Below are 21022 nucleotides of genomic sequence, written 5' to 3' on the forward strand. Positions count from 1 at the left end.
GTAAAACGTGATACTACTTTTGAAAGCGCACACCCCCAAAAAAAGAGAAACCCAAAACGGGAATCTCTTTGATTTTTATTTACCTCTAGTAAAAACTAAAGCATTATTCTTCCTCTTTACGTTTTTTACCTAGTAAACTGAACCCACCAACTAGCATACCTAGTCCTGCCAAGGTTACTAGAGTTGAGTCTTTTTCACCTGTTTGAGGGAGTTCATTAGTTTTCTCACTTGGAGCTACTGGTTGTTTAGCTGGAGTTGGATTTTCTGGTGTTACCACAACTGGTTCTTCTTTAGCAACTTCTTCATAGATATAAGTAATGATATTATCGCCTTCTTGAATATTACCAGTCTGATTTCCATCTACACGTATCAATCTGTATTCTTTACCATCGATGGTGATGACTTCTGGGTAAATCGATGACAAGTCATATTGCTCACCAATTGAGTGATCTGTCACTTCAGTTCCCCTGAGTGTGCTTCCATCTGTCGTTACAAAATTAACAGTAAGATTAGCTTTAACTTCACGATAGACATAAGTAACAGTAGCACCATTAGCACTTACATTACCTTCTTCACTTCCTTGGACTTCAATCAACTCAAAGACTTTACCATTACTTAGCACAATACGTTCTTGACGATCATTCGACGTATCATAATTGTCACCAACATTAACTTCAGTAAGGTTAGAGAATAATAATGGTTTACCTGATTCGTCAACAAAATTTATACGCAAAGATGAGATTTGTGGTGTCACATCCTCATAGATAAAAGTAACCTCTACATCTTCTTTAGAAGTTGTTCCTTTTGCATTATCAGGAACAGTTACCAAGCGATAAGTCTTGCCATCAGCTGTTGTGATTACCGGTGTTGCCAAATTATTTGTATCATAAGCAAGGCCTGTTGAAACATGGTCGTATGGTGTTTGACTTGATGCTATTGGATTACCATCTTGGTCAAGGAAGTTAACTGTGATACCTGATGTCACTTCACGGTAAGTATAAGTTACTGTGTTACCGTCTTTAGAGACTGTACCAGTTTCTAGATCCTCAGTTCCGACTAAAGCATAGGTCTTGCCATCGGCAGTAATAATCTCAGGATCTGCTTTATCTGTTGTGCCATAAGCTGTTCCTGTTGAGACATTCTCTTTTACTGTAACTGGTGACTTGACTTCATTACCAGACTCATCCACATAGTTAACGGTCACATCGGGTTTAACTTCACTGTAGGTATAAGTTACCATTACACCATCGGCATCAACTCTACCTGTTTCAGGTTTTTCACTATCTTCTGTACTTTCAACACCATCAAGTTGATAAGTTTTACCATCAGTTGTCACAATTTCAGCATCTGCCTCATCTGTTGTATCATAAGCTGTTCCTGTTGAAACATTCTCTTTTACTGTAATTGGTGACTTAATTTCATTACCAGACTCATCCACATAGTTAACTGTGACTGACGCTTTGACTTCTTCATAGACATAGGTTACTTCTACATCTTCTTTAGAAGTTGTTCCTTTAGCATTGTTAGGAACAGTTACCAAGCGATAAGTCTTGCCATCAGCTGCTATGATTACCGGTGTTGCCAAATCACTTGTATCATAAGCAAGGCCCGTTGAAACATGGTCGTATGGTATTTGACTTGGTGCTATTGGATTACCATCTTGGTCAAGGAAGTTAACTGTGATACCTGATGTCACTTCACGGTAGGTATAAGTTACTGTGTTACCGCCGTTAGAAACTGTGCCCGTCTCTGGATCTTCAGTTCCGACTAGGGCATAGGTCTTGCCATCAGATGTCACAATCTCTTGATCTGCCTTATCTGTTGTGTCATAAGCTGTTCCTGTTGAAACATTCTCTTTTACTGTAACTGGTGACTTGATCTCATTTCCAGACTCATCCACATAGTTTACTGTGACATCGGCTTTGACTTCACGGTAGGTATAAATTACTGTGTTACCGCCCTTAGAGACTGTGCCCGTCTCTGGATCTTCAGTTCCGACTAGGGCATAGGTCTTGCCATCAGATGTCACAATTTCTGCATCTGCCTTATCTGTTGTATCATAAGCTGTTCCTGTTGAAGCTTGGTCAAGATCAAGAACAGGGTTTTTAATGACTTCGCCATTGTCATCCACATAATTTACTGTGACATTGGCTTTGACTTCACGGTAGTTATAAGTTACTGTGTTACCATCTTTAGAAACTGTGCCCGTTTCTGAATCTTTAGTTCCAACTAGGGCATAGGTCTTGCCATCAGATGTCACAATTTCTGCTTCTGCTTTATCTGTTGTGTCATAAGCTGTTCCTGTTGAAACATTCTCTTTTACTGTAACTGGTGACTTGATCTCATTTCCAGACTCATCCACATAGTTTACTGTAACATCAGCTTTGACTTCACGATAGGTATAAGTTACTGTATTACCACCTTTAGAAACTCTTCCGGTCTCTGAATCTTCAGTTCCGACTAGAGCATAGGTCTTGCCATCAGATGTCACAATTTCTGCTTCTGCTTTATCTGTTGTATCGTAAGCTGTTCCTGTTGAAGCTTGGTCAAGATCAAGAACAGGGTTTTTAATGACTTCGCCATTGTCATCCACATAATTTACTGTGACATTGGCTTTGACTTCATCGTAGATATATGTTACAACTACATTTTCGACCTTTACTTTGCCTTTTTCGTTTTCTGGGCGATCCTCTCTGAGAGTATAGGTTTTGCCATCTGATGTTACAATCTCATTTTTTGCACGTGATGAAGCATCATAATCAACACCAACCTCTTCATTTTCCTTAACTAGAACAGAATCTTCAATAGTTGTGTAACTACCATCTTCATTTTCTGTTACAAAACGTGCAATAACATCTTTTTGCGCTAATTTATAATAATATGTCACCTCTGTAAGGCTGTTCGTAATCTTACCTTCTTCAGCTCCAACGACATTTACACGCTCATATACTTTTCCATCAGCATCATAAATTACGAATTTTTCTGCAGCATGGTCTTTAGCTGAATCTTCAACATTTTGTCTGGCTTCTAGCGTTGAATATCTTTTACCAACCAAGCCTTCCTCCACAGCGTAAACTGATGGGGACACTTCTGTAGTTGTACCTACAAGATAGAAGTTAACTTTAACATTACCTTTTTTGATATTTAATTGGAAATCTTCAACCTCACCTGACTCAGCCGCGCCTGTAGGTGATTCTATCTGTGATTGGTTTTTTGCAATACGAACACGTACACCAAGTTTATCGATTCCCTTATAGCTCTCTAATGCTGCTGTAGTTGGGAAAACAAGTTCAATCGTTCCATCAATCGCATTAACAATTGCACTTCCTTCTTCAGGTCCGCTCTCTCCATCAATAAGCTCACCATTATCAAATTTTCCGTTATTGTTAAAATCAATCCATGCGTGTACATATGCTGCACTTGTACCACTAAGATTTGTTATAACTGGTAAAACAAAAGTTTCACCTTCAGCGCTAACTTTAAGTTTAGAATCGTTTTCACTTAAACCAGTTAATTGTGTGATTCCCTCATCTGCATCAAGAGTATTATCGTCACCTGTCCAAGGTGTTAATGTTCCTTCATCCATATCAGGTGGAACCGTTCCAAGATATGGGTTATCTGCATCAGCCATTTTATGTGAGGCACCACCATATGACTCAGGAGCATCTCCTGTATCACGAGTAACAAATCCGATCTGGAAGGACTGCTTCCCTGTTGTGTCCATATAAACTGATAAAGTCACCCCTGAAATGGGATCAATTGCTGCTGTTGATACAATTGGTGTACTTGAAATACTAAGTTTATTTGTAATAGGGCCAAATACCTGTGTTCCTAAACCACCATTTTCCGTATTCTCGTTAATAAAGAGAGGGTTTGTAGATGAATTGTTTACAGTATAGTTTGGAGCTGATAAGTTATTTTTTACATTTGCTAAGAGATCCCATGGCGTTCCATCGGTCTTAAACATTATATACTCAGTGGCCCCAGCTTCTTCCCCATCTGCAACAATTACAGTTGGAGATACAGGTTTATCATTATATGTCGCTGTAACACGCAGGGTTATACCAATATTAGCATTATTATTAAACGTAGTAATATTGGTGTATTTATTCCCTGTCTTCATTCCAGCTTGAGATAGATGTGACCATCTTTCAGATTGAATATCAAAGATAACATCCTGACTGCTTTCTACGCCATTGATATTTAAAGTATTCAAAAATTCAACATAGATAATATATCCTGGAGCAATCTCACGTTTATAAGTTGCACCAGCACGAATCGCAGGACGTACAGTGCTACCATTTGCTACATTTTCTATACCAGTAATCTCTGCCTTGGAGTCACTAAAGTCCAACCAAATGATTTCTTTATTTAAACTTTCAGCTTCTGCACGAGTCAAAGTAGGCAATTCTGATGCTTTAGGGTAAGTTTTTACCTCTCTAGTCTCTGTAGAATCCTCATCCCCAAGACTATCATCTGAACCATCAAGAGTTTCTGTCCCCAAAACAGTATCATTAGAATTAGCTTCTTCGTCAGTTTGCTCTTTTGAATCTTGTACCTCAACAGCATTTTCATCATCAGCTAAATCAGTTGTCTGATTGTCTAGATTAGAAGTATTTTCTTTTTCAGTATCAGACTCAGTCAATTGAACATTTTCTTCTTTATTATCAGTTTCTGAAGCAGCAGTTAGCTCACTTGCTTCCTTTGCTGTATCTTCAGTAGATGTAAGAGAATCACTGCCTAATGCTTGATCATCACTATTTGAAACATTTGCAGCTGATTCCTCAACTTGTTTAATATCAGTTTGTTCGGCAACTGCTGGTGTAGTTGTTTCGTCTGCGGACACGACTGTAACAGCACCATTAACTGCAAAAACAGTACCTATCAAGACAGATGCAGTACCAATTTTAAACTTTTTAATTGTGAAACGTTGCTTGGTTTCTGAATTTCTAGAGTTATTAAACGACATTCTAATTCCTTTCGCATCAATATTTCTTTCGTATTACTTTGTCCAAAATACTTAAATATTCTTTTTTAAAATACTTAAATGTTCCTGCTTAGACAAGAAAAGCCCTCATGGGCTTTTTCTGCGTAAATACTATACTAACACGCTTTAAAATCTTTTTCAAAATGATTTCATTAGAATTTTCATACTTTCAGACATCACAATATCTGCTTAATAATACTCTTTTTAGCCTTTAATTTAATACAATCTATGAATCCCTCAATCTCCATTTTTCAGCCAATCATAGATTTCTTGTGGGGTTCCTAGTGCCATGAGTTCTTGGAATTTGACCAAGTTTTTCAAGTCCTGATAGATTTGACTTTCTGAGATGTCGCGTTTTTGAGCATCCTTATTAACTGTCATGACGCCGTCAGTGATGCTGACAAAATCTAATTCGTCAAAAATCTGAATCATCTTGACCAGTAGGATGTCTGGTATTTTTAGGAAATGGCTGAGCTCTTGCAGTTTATAGCGGACATCAAATTCTGGAAATTGATAGATCGTCTTGTAAAGTTTGGCAAACTGCTCGCGCGTTCCGTAACCTGTCAGATAATAGGATTGTTTAATCTGATTTTTAAAATAGATGGCAGAAAAATCCTGATCTGCAAAGAGAGATTTGAGTTCTTCTTGATTCTCTGGAATGTCAAGAAGAACAACTGCCTCAGCACTGCTATTTTCCGACAAAATGGGAACATTATCAGGCAGACTGGCATTTTTAGAACGAATATCAAAAAGCTGGACTCCCTGAACACGGGCATCTTCCAGCATGAGCTGGAGTGTCGTCTGGCCATTCCATTTGTTAATCGAAAGGGAAACAGCTAGTTCTAAACCTTGTGCCTGTTGGAATTCTTGTGCTAAGTGACCTTGGTTAAAGGCTACTAAGTCAAAACTGTCAGCTCCCTGAGCCAGTTTTAATTTGAGGTGAGCACCATTTTGTCCCATAGTTCTAGCCTGCTTAACTTCAAAGTCTTTAAGCATGAAAATAGGCTTTTTATTGTCCATTCCAAATGGTGCCAGCTTTTCTAAACTCTTTATGGTCTCTAAACTCAATTCAGAGAGAGAAATAGTCTCATCAATGGTCAAGCTATTCTTCTGTGACATGTCAATGTCATGGTCTTGGACATAAGCACACATGATGTCAGAAAGCTGGTCTAGTTTGTCTGCTTCCAAGGTCATACCAGCAGCTCCGCTATGGCCTCCAAAGGCTAGAAAGAGGTCACGATGGTCATCAAGAGCCTTAAAAATATCGACTGCCTCAATACTACGGGCAGAGCCTTTAGCCAAACCATCTTCAATGTTAAGGACAATGACAGGCTGGCTAATTTGCTCAAGGATGCGACCAGCAACAATACCTAGAACACCAGGGTGCCAACCTTGCTTGGCAAGAACCTGCACTGGCTTGCTCCTATCAATCATAGCAATGGCTTGATCAAAAATTTTCTGAACCACATCCTTGCGTTCCTCGTTTTTGGCATTTATCATGAGGGCAATAGCTTGCGCTTCTTCATCATCAAAGCCTGTTAAGAGTTCGATGGCAGGATTTGGGTCATCTAGACGTCCAAGAGCGTTAAGTTGCGGAGCTATTTTAAAGCCAATAGTCTCTTCATTCAGGTCCTGAGCTTCAACCTCTGAAATCTTCATCAGTTCAACAAGGCCAATGCGTTCAGTGGTTTTGAGGACTTGAAGACCAACTTTGACCATGATGCGGTTTTCATCTGTCAAGGACACCATATCAGCGATGGTCCCAATGGCTACCAAGTCCAGCATCTCTGTTGGAATGGATTCAAGGAGGGCAGAGGCAAGTTTAAAGGCTACCCCGCAACCTGCTAAGTGCTTGAAGGGATAGGAACTTTCAGGATGTTCGGGATGCACAATGGCAAAAGCTTGTGGCAGCTCTGCTGGCATGCTGTGGTGGTCAGTCACAATAACATCAACACCTTGACTCTGAGCATAGGCAATAGCTTCGTGTCCAGCTACGCCATTATCCACAGTAATAATCAGAGAGACATCTTGTTGCTCGATAAAGTATTTGTAGACTGACTGATTAGGGCCATAACCGTCTGTAAAGCGGTTTGGGAGATAAACTTGAGCTTCTGCTCCCATCATCTCCAGAGTTTCCTTAACGATTGATGCTGAAGTCATACCGTCAGCATCGTAGTCCCCATAAATAAGAATCTGCTCATAGTTTTCAATGGCTTGACGAATGCGAGCGACTGCCTTATCCATGTCATGAAGCAGATAAGGGTCATGTAAATGAGACAAATCGGCTGATAAGAAATCTGTCAATTTTTCTTCTGTATTGATACCACGGCTGAAGAGGATTTTACTTGCCGTCAGTGTTAGATTTTCTTTTTTTGCAAGTTTAAAAAAGCCATCATCTGGCTCTTTTTCAATAGGATTCCAAGAATATTTGGATGTAATCATTTATAATTAAATACCTTTCTGGCTAAGAAATCAGAAATGTTTGGAAAGAGGGTGTATAGTTTATGAGTTGCTGCAAGTGCAAAAGGCATATTGAGTTCACGTTTTGGCTTACCAAAAATAGCTAGAATTTTCTTAGCCACGTAGTCTGGTTGCAAAGTGAACTTGTCAACACTCTTAAGGTAGTCGCCTGATGGGTCAGCAAGATCAAAGAATTTTGTTGCGATTGGGCCTGAGTTAACTGTCGTCACATAGACATTTTTCCCAGCCAACTCAAGGCGAAGAGCATTGGAAAAACCAATAACTGCAAACTTGGTTGCTGAGTAGACTGATGACTTGGCAGAGGCGATAAGTCCAGCCATGCTTGCAATATTGATGATATGACCTTGTCCACGCTTTGCCATTTTCTGACCAACTAAACGAGCAAAGGTCATGGTTGCAAAGGTATTGACTTCAAACATGGCACGAATTTGATCGCTGGTATATGAATCGAAGGTCGAAAAATCACCATAGCCGGCATTGTTGATGAAAATATCAATCTGTCCGAATTCCTGATAAATGGTCTCGACTGCAGTTGTCATTGAAGCATCATCTGTTAAATCAACAGATAGACAAGTCGTCTGAGGACGATGCTTGTATATTGCCTCAAGTCTCTCCTTGCTACGTCCAAGAACAATAAGTTTATCATCAGCATCCAAGCCCTTTACAATTTCCTGAGCGATGCCGCCTGTGGCACCAGTAATAGCAATTACTCTCATATTTCAACCTCCTCTAAGTCCCAAACCACTTTAGTATCAGCAAAAATAGCTTGAGCGTCCTTTTCTAACATTCTGCAATCACGTCCAAGAAAGCGAGCACTAATGTGGTTAAGCAAGAGGCGTTTAGCTGAAGCTTCTTTGGCAACCTTAGCAGCCTGCATATTGGTTGAATGCCCATGAGCTTTGGCAATTTTTTCGTCACCTTTGCCGTAAGTTGACTCGTGCACTAGAACATCTGCTCCTAAAGCAAGACGAACACTGGCAGGGGTATAACGGGTATCTCCAAGGATTGTAATTATTTTTCCTTTTTTAGGTTCAGAAATATAGTCTTTAGCGACAATCTTAGTTCCATCTTCTAAAACGACATCCTGACCATTTTTGATTTTCCCAAAAAGAGGACCAAATGGTACTCCTGCTGCTCGAAGTGCATCAGCATCCAAGGTACCTTCTAAATCTTTCTGCATAATACGGTAGCCAACACAGAAAATGCTATGATCAAGTTTCTCAGCATAAACCGTAAATTTATCAGTCTCCATAATTTTGCCAAGACTGCTTTCATCAAATTCATAAAAATTGATGCGATATGGCAGACGTGAACCAGAAGCCCTCAAGGCAGATAAGACATAGGATCTTATCCCAACCGGACCATAAATATCTAAGTCAGTCTGTTCTTCATTTGCTTGAAAGGCGCGACTAGACAAAAAACCAGGCAAACCAAAAATATGGTCTCCATGAAGATGCGTAATAAAAATCTTTTTGACTTTTCTAGGCTTTATGGTTGTTTCTAAAACCTGACGTTGAGTCCCCTCACCACAATCAAACATCCATACTTCATTAATTTCATCAAGTAGTTTAAGTACCAAACTTGATACATTACGTGACTTTGAAGGCTGACCAGCCCCCGTTCCCAAAAAATGTAATTCCATCTTATTTTCTCATACTTTCTTTTCGATTCTAATACTCACCTTAGGCTTGAATATAAACTTGAAATTCTCTTTGTCCAAAACTATAATAAGCTTTCCCCTGAAAACCAGCCACCAAGTCTAGCAACTCTTCCTCATTAAAGCTCGTCACTTTAATCACATCGCCTTTTAGTTTTGAAACATGGCTGAGCAGACTTGCTTCTGGCGTTAAATCTTCTAAAACTTCTTCATCAAAGCTGATTTTTGCCATTTTAATGGCTGTGCCCTCTACATAAATCTTGTAGTGGGGGAAGACTTGGGCCAGTTCAAATAAGAGACCAGTCCTAACTGGCTCTTGGACCTCAGCAAAAACATGGGCAATTTCATTATCATTTTCATAAGCAAAACCATAGGCCTTCCCAGATAAATTTAATCTGACAAAGGGCTTATTTTCAGCAAAAGACGGTTCTGTTTCAAATAAATTCAAAGCCTTTGACAAGTCAAAATAATAGTCCGTCGCTGCTTGGGGTGACTGCTTCTGATAAATTTCAGCAAAATAGGCATTGATAACACTTGGTGGTGGCGTGATGAAGTTTAACTTGTCTTGGTTAGATAAGCGCGCCAGCTTATTTTCCAAATAAACCTTATCCAGGCTAGTATAACCGCCATATTTTAAGGCAAGAGCCACATAATCAGTCATAAAATTCTTCCAATTTCCATTTGTTTTTAGCTGCGATATAGCCCGTGATCTCTTCAACTTCTTGCTCAAAACTGTAGCTATCTAAAAGAGCAATTTTATTTAATTCATAGAGTTTATAGGCCTTATCTTGATGAACCTTAATCGAAAAAGGTTCAAAAATATCTCGAATCTCACCGATAATGAGACGTCTCAAAAGCTGACGACTATCTTTATCCTTGGCCGAGATACGGACATTAGGAAAAGCTGTCGCTGTTAGGTTTTCAGCCAAATCCATTTTGTTGTAGACTGCCAAGCGTGGAATGTCCAGCATATCCAAGTCTTTCAAGATATCTAAAACAACCTTTTCATGCTCAGCATGATTAGGATCGCTGGCATCAATGACATGAAGCAAAAGATCCACATGTCGGCTTTCTTCCAAGGTTGATTTAAAGGCTGCGACCAATTCTGTGGGCAAATCCTGGATAAAACCAACCGTATCTGTCAGTGTAGCCTGAAATTGATTTTGCAGATAGATTTGTTTTGTCGTTGCATCTAGAGTTGCGAAAAGTTCGTTGGCTTCATACTGTTTGTCATCCGTCAAGACATTCATGATAGTCGATTTACCTGCATTGGTATAGCCTATCAAACCAATCTTAAAAGTGTCTGAGTCCACACGTTTTTCACGAATGGTTTGGCGATTTTTCTCTACAACCTTCAACTGGCGTTCAATATCTGTAATCTGGTTGCGAATGGCACGTCGGTTGAGTTCCAGTTGACTTTCACCAGGACCTCGACTACCGATTCCACCAGCCTGTCGGCTTAGCATAATTCCTTGACCAACAAGGCGAGGTAACAAGTATTTTAGCTGAGCTAGATGAACTTGAAGCTTACCTTCATGACTTCGTGCACGCATGGCAAAGATATCTAAGATGAGCTGCATGCGGTCAATAACCTTAACACCAAGTTCAGCTTCTAGATTTGAATTTTGTCGTGGTGTCAGACGGTTGTTAACAATAACGGTATCAATCTCATCAGCTTCTACAAGGTCTTTAAGCTCTGCCAATTTCCCAGAACCAATAAAAGACTTGCTGTCAAACTTATCTCTTTTTTGAGAGTAACTAGCTACCACCTCTGCACCAGCAGTTTTAGCAAGCGAAGCCAACTCTTCCATAGACATATCAAAATTCTCTGTTTCCTGCAATTCTACCCCTAAAAGGATAGCTCTTTCCTGCTTTTCTTGTGTTTCAATCATACACTCACCTCTTTTCTACAACATCAGTAAAGCAGTCTGCTTCTTCTTCAAGTAAGCAGACCGCATCATTTTATTCTTAGTCCAAACCTTTAGATTATTTTCTAAACTTCGTTCTGATTGATAATGTATAGTCGAATGACTATAACTATCTATTAATCAGCGACCTTATATATTATAACATAAAGAGACGGTATTTCAGGAATTTGTCTACCAAAAAAGCGCTTAGATATCAATTTGTTATCAAAGCCCCATCAAGACATCTAATGCTCTAAAAGTCGTATATTCAGTTTCTTAGAAATCAGAAGTCAGCGGTTTAATTTTGATTAATGAGTACTCACAAAAACATGAGCCTAGGCTCATCACATACTGTCCCAGACTCATGTTTTTTTTATTCAATTGCGGAACCTGTTAATTCTGCTGCTTCTGAGATGAAGTCTTTATACTTACCTTCTTTTTCTAATTTCGCAATAACTTTATTTACTGTTGTAAGCAACTCACCACTGCCTTTTGGCATAGCAATTGCTTTTGAATCGCCTTCTCCCGTTTCAAGGGCGAAATTAGCTAATGCTAAATCAGAATTTTGAGATAGGTAACCTTCAGCAACTGGTTTTTCCAAGTCAACAGCTTGTACTTTATCAGTTTTCAATTCACTGATAGCTTCACCCATAGCAGTTAAAGGGATAACATTAGCATCTTTAAATTGTTCTTTAGAAAGTGTTTCTTCAATTGTTCCTTTTTGAACAGCGATTTTCTTACCAGCCAAGCTCTCAATTGATGTGAATGTTTCAGCATCACTAGCTTTGATTAAAACTGCATTTTCAGTTTTATAATAAGCATCTGAGAAATCATAAATTTTGGCACGTTCTTCTGTGTATGACAAACCGGAAATGGCCATATCTGCTTTTCCTGTTTGAAGGCTAGATAAGACATTATCAAAGTTCATCGAGGAAAGTTCTAACTCTACACCGAGTTCATCAGCAATAGCTTGTGCCAATTCAATATCAGCACCAACGATTGTATCTTTTCCGTCAATCAATGCCTTAAATTCAAAAGGTGCATAGTCTGGACTAACGGCTACAACTAATTTACCTCTCTCGATAATCTCACTCTGAAGATTCTCATTTGATGAGGAACCGCAGGCAGTAAGTAATAGAACAGCAATAAGGGATAATAACCCTGAAATCATTTTTTTCATCTCTAATCTCTTTTCTTTAAACTTAATTTTAGTATAGCGAACTTGATTACTTTGGTCAATGTATATTTGAATAAAAATTCAATAATTCTAGTATCAATGTCAAAGATTTCATATCATTTGTTTGCAAATACTAAAAATCATTTGTTTGCAAATACTAATTTATAAATCTATGATGATTCATGCAATTTTTGTGACAATCGTTCCAAGCCTTCTCTCAATACTTCTTCTTGACAGCAATAGCCAATACGAACGTACCCTTCAAAGTCGAAACGATTACCTGGAACAACAAGGACACCATAATCCTTCAACAAATCAAGACAAAAGTCTTCAATAGGCTCCGCTATGTCCAATTTAACAAAAGAAGTTGAAACAAAGGCAGGTTTCACGAAGCTAGCCTTTGGTTCATTTGCTATCCAAGTATCCAAAATACCTAAGTTGTTGGTCACAATCTCTGAATTACGAGCTAAAATTTGTTCACGATGCTGCAGTGCCAAGGTAGCAACCATATCATCAAAAACACCTGCACAAATCAGTGTGTAATCTCGATAATCTTTGAGTAACTGTGTCACTTGAGGATTGCTGGCAACCCAGCCAACACGTATACCGGGAAGGGAATAGGTTTTTGACAGACTGTTTACTGAAATTCCTTTCTCATAAAGATCTGCTATCGCAGGAATCGTACGGCCATCAAAAGTATGATAGATTTCATCTGCTAAAATATAAGCATCACAGCTTTTTGCAATCTCAACCAGTTCACGAAGATAGGCTTCATCCATGACTGCACCTGTTGGATTATTAGCATTATTGATACAAATCATCTTGGTTGTTGGGCCAACCAACTGACGTAGCTTATCTAAATTTGGCAACCAGTCCTCTTCCTCGCTAATCTCCCACAAGTCAACTTCTGCACCAAGAGATTTTGGAATATCATAAAGCTGTTGATAGCTTGGATAATGTGAGATAACATGATCTCCTGAGGAAATCAAAGCATACATCACGAGCAGGTTGGCTCCTGTTGCACCATTTGTTTGTAAGATTTGCTGTTCTGGAATGTCTCGATAAAGTTCGCTGACAGCACGTTTAAAATCAGGTGATCCTTCAATCCAGCCATAATCTAATGTTTTTTCAGCTAATTCATTATAAAAATCATCCGGTGCTTTCCCTGCTAGCTTCAACAATTCTCCTAACGTTAGAGAAGAAATAGAGACACCAGCAATATCATAAAGAGCATCATTTTCATGGGCATTTAGCCATTCCTCAACACCAAAGCGTGGTAAATACATATTTTTAACCTTTCATACAAACTATCACAAATTTAATACATCACTCCGTTAAGAATAAGAGACAATATTTTGAACAAAACACCCTTCTCAATGAGAGTGATTAGATTAGTATTAAACTGTCTATCGGTCCATCTCTAGCATACTGAATCCTCGTAATTATGTCAATTGAATTTCCTATATCATAACAAAAAGTGAGGCTGGAAAAAATCCGGCCTCACATAATTGATTCTAACATGATAAGAGGATTATTATAGACATTTGAATTGACTTTGATACATCGTCACTTTCATCTTGCCGTACGGCAGTTGAGAGAAACATAGTTTCTTTAATTTACAACCTCCAAGAGTCTATCCCCAGACTCTTGGAGGTACCTGCGCCTCAGTTCCTTGTCTAAAAGTTAATTCATTCGACTACACTAAGCAATGAAAAACATTACCTTAATTAAGACCTCATTTAACTAGAATAGTCACCTATAAATAAATTGACTATTCACCTTCAGCTACTGAAAGATCATAAGCTTCTTGAACAAATTGATCGATTTTACCTGAATCATTCAAGTCTTTGATAACCTTATCAACAACTTCTTTCAAGGCTGTACTTCCTTTTGGAAGGGCTACAGCATAGGCATCAGAATCACCAGACTCTAAAGTGATTTCTGCAATGGCCAAATCATCATTTTTAGCAACATAACCCTCTGCGATAGGTTTTTCAAGGACTACTGCATTAACTTTACCAGTCTTCAATTCATTAATCATTTCACCATTTTGGACAAGTGAAACATTTTTTGAACCTTCTAATTGATCTTTAGCAACTGCCTCTTGAATTGAGCCTTTTTGTGTTGCCACTGACAAACCATTAAATGAAGCAGTATCTGTATACTTATCCAATTCAGATTTTTTAACAATCACAACGTTAACAGATTCGTAGTAAGTTTCTGAAAAATCATAAACCTGTTTACGTTCTTCAGTTGCTGAGATACCAGAGATAGCAATGTCTGCTTTACCAGATTGAAGACTTGCCAACACGTTGTTAAATGACATAGCTGAGAATTTTACTTCTACTCCTAGTTCTTCACCGATTGCTTTTGCAATTTCAACGTCAGCTCCTACAATCGTATCTTTACCATCAACCAATGTTTTAAACTCAAATGGAGCAAACTCAGGGTTCATAGCTACAGTAATTGAGCCTTTATCTTGAATAGCTGATACAGAAGTATCTTCGCCTTTATCTGATCCACAAGCTGCCAGCATTAAAACTGACGCTGCAAGGGTTAATCCACTAAATACTTTATTCATTTTCATTGTTTTTCTCTTTTCTTATTTGATATATATACATAATACTTTATAATTATTCTTTTGTCAATCCTATTTTTTATAAAAATTCGTTATTCTTTGTATTTTTTTGCATTTATACCTTTTAAAGAGAAAAAAAGATAATAAAAATAGCTGAATAATGCTTCAGCTATACTTGATTATTTTACCTAAAATTCATTTTATTGAAATAGTTCCTGTTCTATAATTAATAGTCAGCCCACTTTGGACATTTGGTACGAAGACGTTAAATTCCAGACTTCCGTCTGAGGACTTAGCTTCTATCTGGGTACCGCTGGCTAGAATATTGTTTCCATCATAGATTAAGGTTACACGATAACGCACACGCTTATTATTATCTAGAGCTTTCCGAACTAGAGATTCATAATAATTCTGACCAGTTGAATCGCTAGAGTTTGCTTGATTTGCCCAGGCAGTTTGTGTCGCGATATTTTCAGAATTACTCATAGAGGCGTCAAAATTTTTAAGACCACCAACTAAAGCATAGCCCAGTAAATGCCCACGATCAACGGCATGGTCATATCTACCAGATAGGTTGGTTAACTGATTCCAACCTGCTGGTCGCCAGCTCGTTCCTCCATTCCCTGTTTGCTCTCGGTTTTGATATTGTCGTGTTGACTTGGCCAATAAGGCATTACCCACAGTAGGGACCTGCTGTCCTTGAACTGTCTTTGTCTTATTTGTAGCATAGGGTGCACTGGCCACCTTAGCATTCAATTTTGTTTTATTACCATTAATGATGAAAGCTCCCGCACCATTCCACTCAATTGATTTTCCCAATTGTTCTTTGACACTTGCTGTTAGAACAGACTCAGCTAATGATTGAGTAGGAGTTTCGTCGTCAGATGATGATTGATTACTTTGAGGTTGAGAGCCATCACTTCCAACAATTAACTGAGCAATCTGTTTTATTGGATGATCAGTTGAAATTGCATCACTGTTAGCAAAAATTAAAGCAATAATGGTTACTAAGACCATTAGACCTGATAGTAATGATTTTTTCTGTTTTTTCTTCATATTATTCTTTCAAATTTTACGAACATATTACTAAATACTTTGGGTTAGAGATTAAGGTTTTCCACAAGTAAAAAGTAGGCTTTTAACCTACTTTCCGGTGAATTTTCCAATAATACTTTCCCATTTATCTGGAGAAAGGATAGAGAGTGGATTTTTTCCATTTCCCATAAAACTATATCCAATCATCAAACCAATTGCCAAAAAGAGGCAACATAGCAAGGAGATGACTAGAACGAGTGATATCTGTTTCAAGACATATTTCCAGCCATTATTCATTATTATGCCTCACCTACTCTTCGAATATTAGCACCAAGTTTTGCCAATTTTTCATGGAATTGATAGTACCCGCGGTCTAAGTGAGTTAATTTACCTACAGTAGTTGTTCCGTTAGCAACTAACCCTGTCAGAATGAGTGCTGCACTGGCACGTAAGTCAGTTGACATAACAGGAGCACCTTGCAAATCTTTTCCTCCATGAATCATGGCAGTATCACGAAGAATTTCAGCCTGCAATCCCATACGACGCATTTCTTCTAAGTGTTGGAAACGATTTTCAAACACAGTTTCAATCATAGTAGATTCGCCATTAACAACTGCCATCAAAGCTGTAAATTGTGCTTGCATATCAGTCGGAAATCCTGGGTGGGGTAATGTTTTAACTGTTACTGGTCGAAGTTTTTCAAGTTCAGATTGAACACGGATTCCATCTTCTTCTTCAGTGACCTGAACACCCATCTCCATTAATTTGGAAATTAATGGGCGATTGTGTTCCCAAACAGCATCTTTGATTAAGACATTACCTGATGTCATAGCTGCAGCAACCATAAATGTACCTGCTTCAATACGGTCTTGAACCACATCGTGTTCTGCACCATGTAGCTTATCAACACCAGTAATGACTAGGGTTTCAGTACCAGCACCTCTGACTTTTGCTCCCATTTTATTAAGTAAGATAGCCAAATCAACGATTTCAGGTTCACGCGCAGCATTTTCAATAGTAGTAACACCATCTGCCAAAGTAGCTGCCATCATCAAGTTCTGTGTTGCACCAACTGAAGGGAAATCCATGTAAATATGGGCTCCATGAAGGCGTTCTGCTTTTGCAGTAATATCACCGCCAAGCTGGCTGATTTCGGCTCCCATAGCTTCTAAGCCTTTCAAGTGAAGATCAATTGGGCGGCTCCCAATTGTACATCCTCCTGGCATAGAAACCTTAGCATGTCCACATCGTGCCAAAATTGGTCCAAGAACAACAATAGAAGCACGCATTTGACTGACATATTCATACGGGGCGATATCCAAGATGTGTCCTGTGGCATCAACGACAACCTCATTCTTTGACTCATCAAAATCTACTGAAATGTCTAGTCCACGTACCACATTATTCATGGTAAACACATCTGATAAGATAGGCACATTTCTTAAAAGAGTTTGGCCCTCTTTTGGCAAGATAGTTGCAGCTAGCAATGGCAATACAGCATTCTTAGCTCCTTCAATAACAACTTCTCCTTCTAAACGCGTCTTTCCGCCTTCAATTATAATTTTATCCAATGTAATACTCCGTTCTTTACGATTCTCATTATTTGATTATACCATACAATAAAGGAATAGACCCTCATTGGAACATGAAAAAGAGACTTTGACTAATTTGAATCAACTCTAAGACCATATGACTGACTAAGAAACCAAGTCCAATACTCATAAATAGGACTAGCATACGAAGTTTTGGTATATTCTCATCCGTTAATTTTACAAATTTAGACCAGTCAATGACTGTTGCTAATAATTGATAAGAAATTGCTATAAATATAAAGTGACTTAACATGGTCACCATTTGATTTAATACTTCCATACTGGTATTATAACAAATTTCAATAGCTTAGGAAATCTAAAGAACTCTTTAAAATTTGATATAATATCTAGTAGATTACTACATACGAGGAGCTTAAAAATATGCCTATCTTTATTAAACACTATCATACCAACTTAGAACACTCTGCTCAAGCTATGGGTTCTGGTACACTGCAAGTTCTGTCAACTCCTTCACTTGTAGCTTTTTTGGAAAATGCTGCCTTGTCAGCAATCGAAGATAAGATTTCAAATCAAGAAACAAGCGTTGGAACCAGAATGGAAATCAATCATCTAGCTGCTAGTAAAATTGGAAATACCATAAAAGTAGTCGTCAAAGAAATAAGTAACAATGGCAGACAATTCTTATTCACCATAGAAGCCTATGATGATAACAAATTAATCGGAACTGCTAAACATACTAGAGTTAAAGTAGATATAGACCGCTTTTTAGCTAAAGTGAACTAATACACTTCGAAATTCAAAATGAAACATCGTTAAATCTCCTCCCTAACTCCAGGTGTGACTATCAACCTGCCTTGTCAGATTTGGATTTTCTTTGAGTACAATTTCTCAACTATTAATTGCCTTGTCTTTGTTCATAATATTATTACTCAAAAATACCCATAAACCAAATCGGCAATAAAGTCGTGATGGTCTACGGGTATTTAAAATAGCTCTATAATTTTGCATCTAACTCAGCTTGAAGTTCTTTAAATTCTTCCTCACTAAGATGAACACCGGATGTTCCAATAATACGGCTAGAAACTTGATTAGCAAAATCAAGACTGGCATCTAAACTTTTCTTTTGAGAGAGAGCGGCCATCATTGCACCAACATGACTGTCACCTGCTCCAATGGTATCAACGACTTTATTGGGATAGGTTGGTAATATATGCCACTTGCCATCAAATGCTACTACACCTGCAATCCCACGTGTTACAATAACTGTTTGATGAGTTATCTGATACAGTCGCATTACTGCATTGTCAACTTTATCTTCACCTGACAATCTAAGAGATTCTTCCTCGTTAAGATGCAAGATAGGTTTCATTTTTAACAAATCATCCAAGCGTTGTTTTGGTATAAGATGTCCCCTTGGTCCAGGTGCAAAAATCAATTGACTAGGAATAGTTTTAAGACTTTCTAATAATTCAGGACCTGTTTCTTCTTCTACTTCGAGACCACAGACATACACATAATCATAGCCTGACAAATCCAATCCGCTTAACCAGCCACTATCAAATTGGTACTCAACGCCATGTTCAGATAAAAAAGTTCGCTCTCCATCTGATTCAATAAAACAGTAGCAACACCCATTTTCACCAGGTAATTGGATAGGACTATCAATCCCTAACTCTAATAGTCTCTTTGAAACAAATTGGCCGTAAAGTCCAGTTCCAACTGGCGAAATAAAATCGTAGGGAACCCCTAGGTGATGCAAGATATTAACGACATTAAAAGCGCAGCCTCCCAATGAAAAAAATTGTTTCTTAATATGGGCATCACCCTGTCGATTCGGAAGTTCATCGACATAAATCATAACGTCACAAACTGTTGATCCAATAACGAGACATTTAGACATATTCTGCTCCTTTGAGAAATGTGCTGAATACCTTTATCTTAGCACGTTTAGCAAATAAAATCACCTTTCAAAAGTAAGTTTAAAAAAATAATGATTATATTCCCCATGATGGATAGAATTTGTTATAATAGATTATTGAATTTTAGAAAGGAACCAATGGGCACCTGCCCGTAACTGCTACCATGAAAAAAATTGCCTTTGATTCTGAAAAATATCTGAATTTGCAACGTGACCATATTTTGGAACGCATTAACCAATTTGATGGTAAACTTTATCTCGAATTTGGTGGAAAAATGCTTGAAGATTTCCATGCTGCTCGCGTACTGCCAGGTTATGAGCCTGATAATAAAATCAAACTTCTTCAGGAGATGAAAGAAAATGTTGAGATTGTTATCGCCATCAACGCTAATAATATCGAACACTCAAAAGCGCGTGGAGATTTAGGTATCTCTTACGATCAAGAAGTTTTCCGTTTAATTGATAAATTTAAAGATCTTGATATTTATGTTGGCTCTGTTGTTATTACTCAATATACTGGTCAACCTGCTGCTGATACTTTCCGTAAGCAACTTGAAAAAAATGGAATTGCTTCATACCTGCATTATCCAATCAAAGGCTATCCAACAGACATCAACCACATCATTTCACCGGAAGGGATGGGGAAAAACGACTATATCAAGACAAGTCGTAATCTAGTCGTTGTCACTGCGCCTGGTCCAGGTTCTGGTAAACTAGCAACATGTATGTCAAACCTCTATCATGACCAAGTAAATGGTATTACATCAGGATATGCAAAATTTGAAACATTCCCTGTTTGGAATTTGCCATTACACCATCCAGTAAACTTGGCCTATGAAGCTGCTACTGCTGACCTTGATGATGTTAACATGATTGATCCTTTCCATCTTGAAACATATGGCAAAACAACTGTTAACTATAATCGTGATATTGAGATTTTCCCAGTTGTTAAACGCATGCTGGAACGTATCCTCGGAAAATCGCCTTATGCCTCTCCAACTGATATGGGAGTCAATATGGTTGGATTCTCAATTGTCGATGAGGAAGCTGCTATTGAAGCCTCTAAACAAGAAATTATCCGCCGTTACTATCAGACTTTAGTCGAATTCCGAGCAGAACGTGTACCTGAATCTGCAATTAAGAAAATTGAACTTTTAATGAATGATACTGGCATCACACCGGAAGATCGCCAAGTTGTTCTTGCTGCGCGTGCTAAAGAAGAAGCTACAGGAAGTGCTGCTTTAGCTTTAGAGTTACCTAATGGAGATATTGTAACTGGTAAAACATCTGAACTCTTTGGTCCTTCTGCCGCTGTTATCATCAACGCTATCAAACATCTTGCAAGCATAGCTAAAGAAACACATTTGATTGAACCAGAGTATGTTACTCCAATTCAGGACTTGAAAATTAACCATCTTGGTAGCAAAAATCCCCGTCTCCACTCAAGTGAAATTCTGATTGCTCTTGCTATTACAGCAAAAGACAGTGAAGAAGCAAGATTAGCAATGAGCCAACTGCCAAACCTTACTGGAAGTGAAGTTCACTCAACTGTAACACTTCCTGAAGAAGATAAAAACGTATTCCGTAAACTTGGAATCAATGTTACATTTGACCCCGTTTATGAACAAGATAAATTATTCCGAAACTAATTCATAACTAATAAACCTGATATATACCGAAAATGGAGCTTAGACATCTGTCCAGCTCCATTTTTTGATTGTCCACAAAA

The 21022-nt window shown here is 38.3% G+C and carries 16 protein-coding genes; 2 read left to right on the plus strand and 14 right to left on the minus strand.

Going from position 1 to position 21022, the window contains the following annotated elements; all coding sequences use genetic code 11:
* Positions 1–103: 103 nt before the first annotated feature.
* The 13 genes from F601_RS0108880 to F601_RS0108940 form a co-directional block, all read right to left on the minus strand.
* On the minus strand, positions 104–4969 hold the full coding sequence (locus F601_RS0108880; RefSeq protein ID WP_018165328.1) for a MucBP domain-containing protein: 4866 nt from the start codon (positions 4967–4969) through the stop codon (positions 104–106).
* 255 nt (positions 4970–5224) lie between these two features.
* Entirely contained in the window at positions 5225–7429 is a 2205-nt protein-coding gene (gene recJ, locus F601_RS0108885) for a single-stranded-DNA-specific exonuclease RecJ (protein ID WP_018165329.1), read from the minus strand.
* A complete protein-coding gene (locus tag F601_RS0108890; protein WP_018165330.1) occupies positions 7426–8184 on the minus strand; it encodes an SDR family NAD(P)-dependent oxidoreductase in 759 nt (252 codons plus the stop codon). Before F601_RS0108890 ends, recJ begins: the two co-directional genes overlap by 4 nt.
* Positions 8181–9110 (minus strand): ribonuclease Z, encoded by a 930-nt coding sequence (gene rnz, locus F601_RS0108895; RefSeq protein ID WP_018165331.1) that lies wholly within the window; start codon positions 9108–9110, stop codon positions 8181–8183. Before rnz ends, F601_RS0108890 begins: the two co-directional genes overlap by 4 nt.
* A 40-nt stretch (positions 9111–9150) precedes the next feature.
* Positions 9151–9786 (minus strand): hypothetical protein, encoded by a 636-nt coding sequence (locus F601_RS0108900; RefSeq protein ID WP_018165332.1) that lies wholly within the window; start codon positions 9784–9786, stop codon positions 9151–9153.
* Positions 9779–11017 carry a GTPase HflX gene (gene hflX / locus F601_RS0108905; RefSeq protein ID WP_018165333.1) on the minus strand — a complete coding sequence of 413 codons (1239 nt, stop codon included), beginning with the start codon at positions 11015–11017 and terminating at the stop codon, positions 9779–9781. Before hflX ends, F601_RS0108900 begins: the two co-directional genes overlap by 8 nt.
* A 388-nt stretch (positions 11018–11405) precedes the next feature.
* A complete protein-coding gene (locus tag F601_RS0108910; protein WP_018165334.1) occupies positions 11406–12212 on the minus strand; it encodes a transporter substrate-binding domain-containing protein in 807 nt (268 codons plus the stop codon).
* A 167-nt stretch (positions 12213–12379) separates the two neighbouring features.
* Positions 12380–13495, minus strand: a complete 1116-nt coding sequence (locus tag F601_RS0108915) for an aminotransferase (RefSeq protein ID WP_018165335.1) — start codon at positions 13493–13495, stop codon at positions 12380–12382.
* A gap of 485 nt (positions 13496–13980) precedes the next feature.
* Positions 13981–14796, minus strand: a complete 816-nt coding sequence (locus tag F601_RS0108920) for a transporter substrate-binding domain-containing protein (RefSeq protein WP_018165336.1) — start codon at positions 14794–14796, stop codon at positions 13981–13983.
* Between the two features lie 186 nt (positions 14797–14982).
* Positions 14983–15843 (minus strand): DNA/RNA non-specific endonuclease, encoded by an 861-nt coding sequence (locus F601_RS0108925; RefSeq protein ID WP_018165337.1) that lies wholly within the window; start codon positions 15841–15843, stop codon positions 14983–14985.
* A gap of 87 nt (positions 15844–15930) precedes the next feature.
* The gene (locus F601_RS0108930; protein ID WP_018165338.1) at positions 15931–16119 is read right to left on the minus strand and encodes a DNA-directed RNA polymerase subunit beta; all 189 of its coding nucleotides are present in this window, start codon (positions 16117–16119) and stop codon (positions 15931–15933) included.
* 2 nt (positions 16120–16121) lie between these two features.
* Positions 16122–17393 (minus strand): UDP-N-acetylglucosamine 1-carboxyvinyltransferase, encoded by a 1272-nt coding sequence (murA, locus tag F601_RS0108935; protein ID WP_018165339.1) that lies wholly within the window; start codon positions 17391–17393, stop codon positions 16122–16124.
* 64 nt (positions 17394–17457) lie between these two features.
* Positions 17458–17694 carry a DUF1146 family protein gene (locus F601_RS0108940; RefSeq protein WP_026183168.1) on the minus strand — a complete coding sequence of 79 codons (237 nt, stop codon included), beginning with the start codon at positions 17692–17694 and terminating at the stop codon, positions 17458–17460.
* 101 nt (positions 17695–17795) lie between these two features.
* Here F601_RS0108940 and F601_RS0108945 point away from each other — a divergent pair, with 101 nt between their 5' ends.
* Entirely contained in the window at positions 17796–18158 is a 363-nt protein-coding gene (locus F601_RS0108945) for a thioesterase family protein (RefSeq protein WP_018165341.1), read from the plus strand.
* Between the two features lie 211 nt (positions 18159–18369).
* Here the strand turns inward: F601_RS0108945 and F601_RS0108950 are convergent, their stop codons facing one another.
* The gene (locus F601_RS0108950) at positions 18370–19275 is read right to left on the minus strand and encodes a PfkB family carbohydrate kinase (RefSeq protein ID WP_018165342.1); all 906 of its coding nucleotides are present in this window, start codon (positions 19273–19275) and stop codon (positions 18370–18372) included.
* Positions 19276–19457: 182 nt separating this feature from the next.
* Between F601_RS0108950 and F601_RS0108955 the strand changes: the two genes are divergently transcribed.
* Positions 19458–20942, plus strand: a complete 1485-nt coding sequence (locus F601_RS0108955) for a DUF1846 domain-containing protein (RefSeq protein ID WP_018165343.1) — start codon at positions 19458–19460, stop codon at positions 20940–20942.
* Positions 20943–21022 lie beyond the last annotated feature (80 nt).

Origin of the sequence: Streptococcus henryi DSM 19005 (assembly GCF_000376985.1) — a bacterium.
GTDB lineage: Bacteria > Bacillota > Bacilli > Lactobacillales > Streptococcaceae > Streptococcus > Streptococcus henryi.

What these genes read in the sequence shown, in the direction of transcription:
- F601_RS0108880 (WP_018165328.1), bottom strand. Translation starts at nt 4,969, where the DNA reads ATGTCGTTTAATAACTCTAGAAATTCAGAAACCAAGCAACGTTTCACA.
- recJ (WP_018165329.1), bottom strand. Translation starts at nt 7,429, where the DNA reads ATGATTACATCCAAATATTCTTGGAATCCTATTGAAAAAGAGCCAGAT.
- F601_RS0108890 (WP_018165330.1), bottom strand. Translation starts at nt 8,184, where the DNA reads ATGAGAGTAATTGCTATTACTGGTGCCACAGGCGGCATCGCTCAGGAA.
- rnz (WP_018165331.1), bottom strand. Translation starts at nt 9,110, where the DNA reads ATGGAATTACATTTTTTGGGAACGGGGGCTGGTCAGCCTTCAAAGTCA.
- F601_RS0108900 (WP_018165332.1), bottom strand. Translation starts at nt 9,786, where the DNA reads ATGACTGATTATGTGGCTCTTGCCTTAAAATATGGCGGTTATACTAGC.
- hflX (WP_018165333.1), bottom strand. Translation starts at nt 11,017, where the DNA reads ATGATTGAAACACAAGAAAAGCAGGAAAGAGCTATCCTTTTAGGGGTA.
- F601_RS0108910 (WP_018165334.1), bottom strand. Translation starts at nt 12,212, where the DNA reads ATGAAAAAAATGATTTCAGGGTTATTATCCCTTATTGCTGTTCTATTA.
- F601_RS0108915 (WP_018165335.1), bottom strand. Translation starts at nt 13,495, where the DNA reads ATGTATTTACCACGCTTTGGTGTTGAGGAATGGCTAAATGCCCATGAA.
- F601_RS0108920 (WP_018165336.1), bottom strand. Translation starts at nt 14,796, where the DNA reads ATGAAAATGAATAAAGTATTTAGTGGATTAACCCTTGCAGCGTCAGTT.
- F601_RS0108925 (WP_018165337.1), bottom strand. Translation starts at nt 15,843, where the DNA reads ATGAAGAAAAAACAGAAAAAATCATTACTATCAGGTCTAATGGTCTTA.
- F601_RS0108930 (WP_018165338.1), bottom strand. Translation starts at nt 16,119, where the DNA reads ATGAATAATGGCTGGAAATATGTCTTGAAACAGATATCACTCGTTCTA.
- F601_RS0108940 (WP_026183168.1), bottom strand. Translation starts at nt 17,694, where the DNA reads ATGGAAGTATTAAATCAAATGGTGACCATGTTAAGTCACTTTATATTT.
- F601_RS0108945 (WP_018165341.1), top strand. Translation starts at nt 17,796, where the DNA reads ATGCCTATCTTTATTAAACACTATCATACCAACTTAGAACACTCTGCT.
- F601_RS0108950 (WP_018165342.1), bottom strand. Translation starts at nt 19,275, where the DNA reads ATGTCTAAATGTCTCGTTATTGGATCAACAGTTTGTGACGTTATGATT.
- F601_RS0108955 (WP_018165343.1), top strand. Translation starts at nt 19,458, where the DNA reads ATGAAAAAAATTGCCTTTGATTCTGAAAAATATCTGAATTTGCAACGT.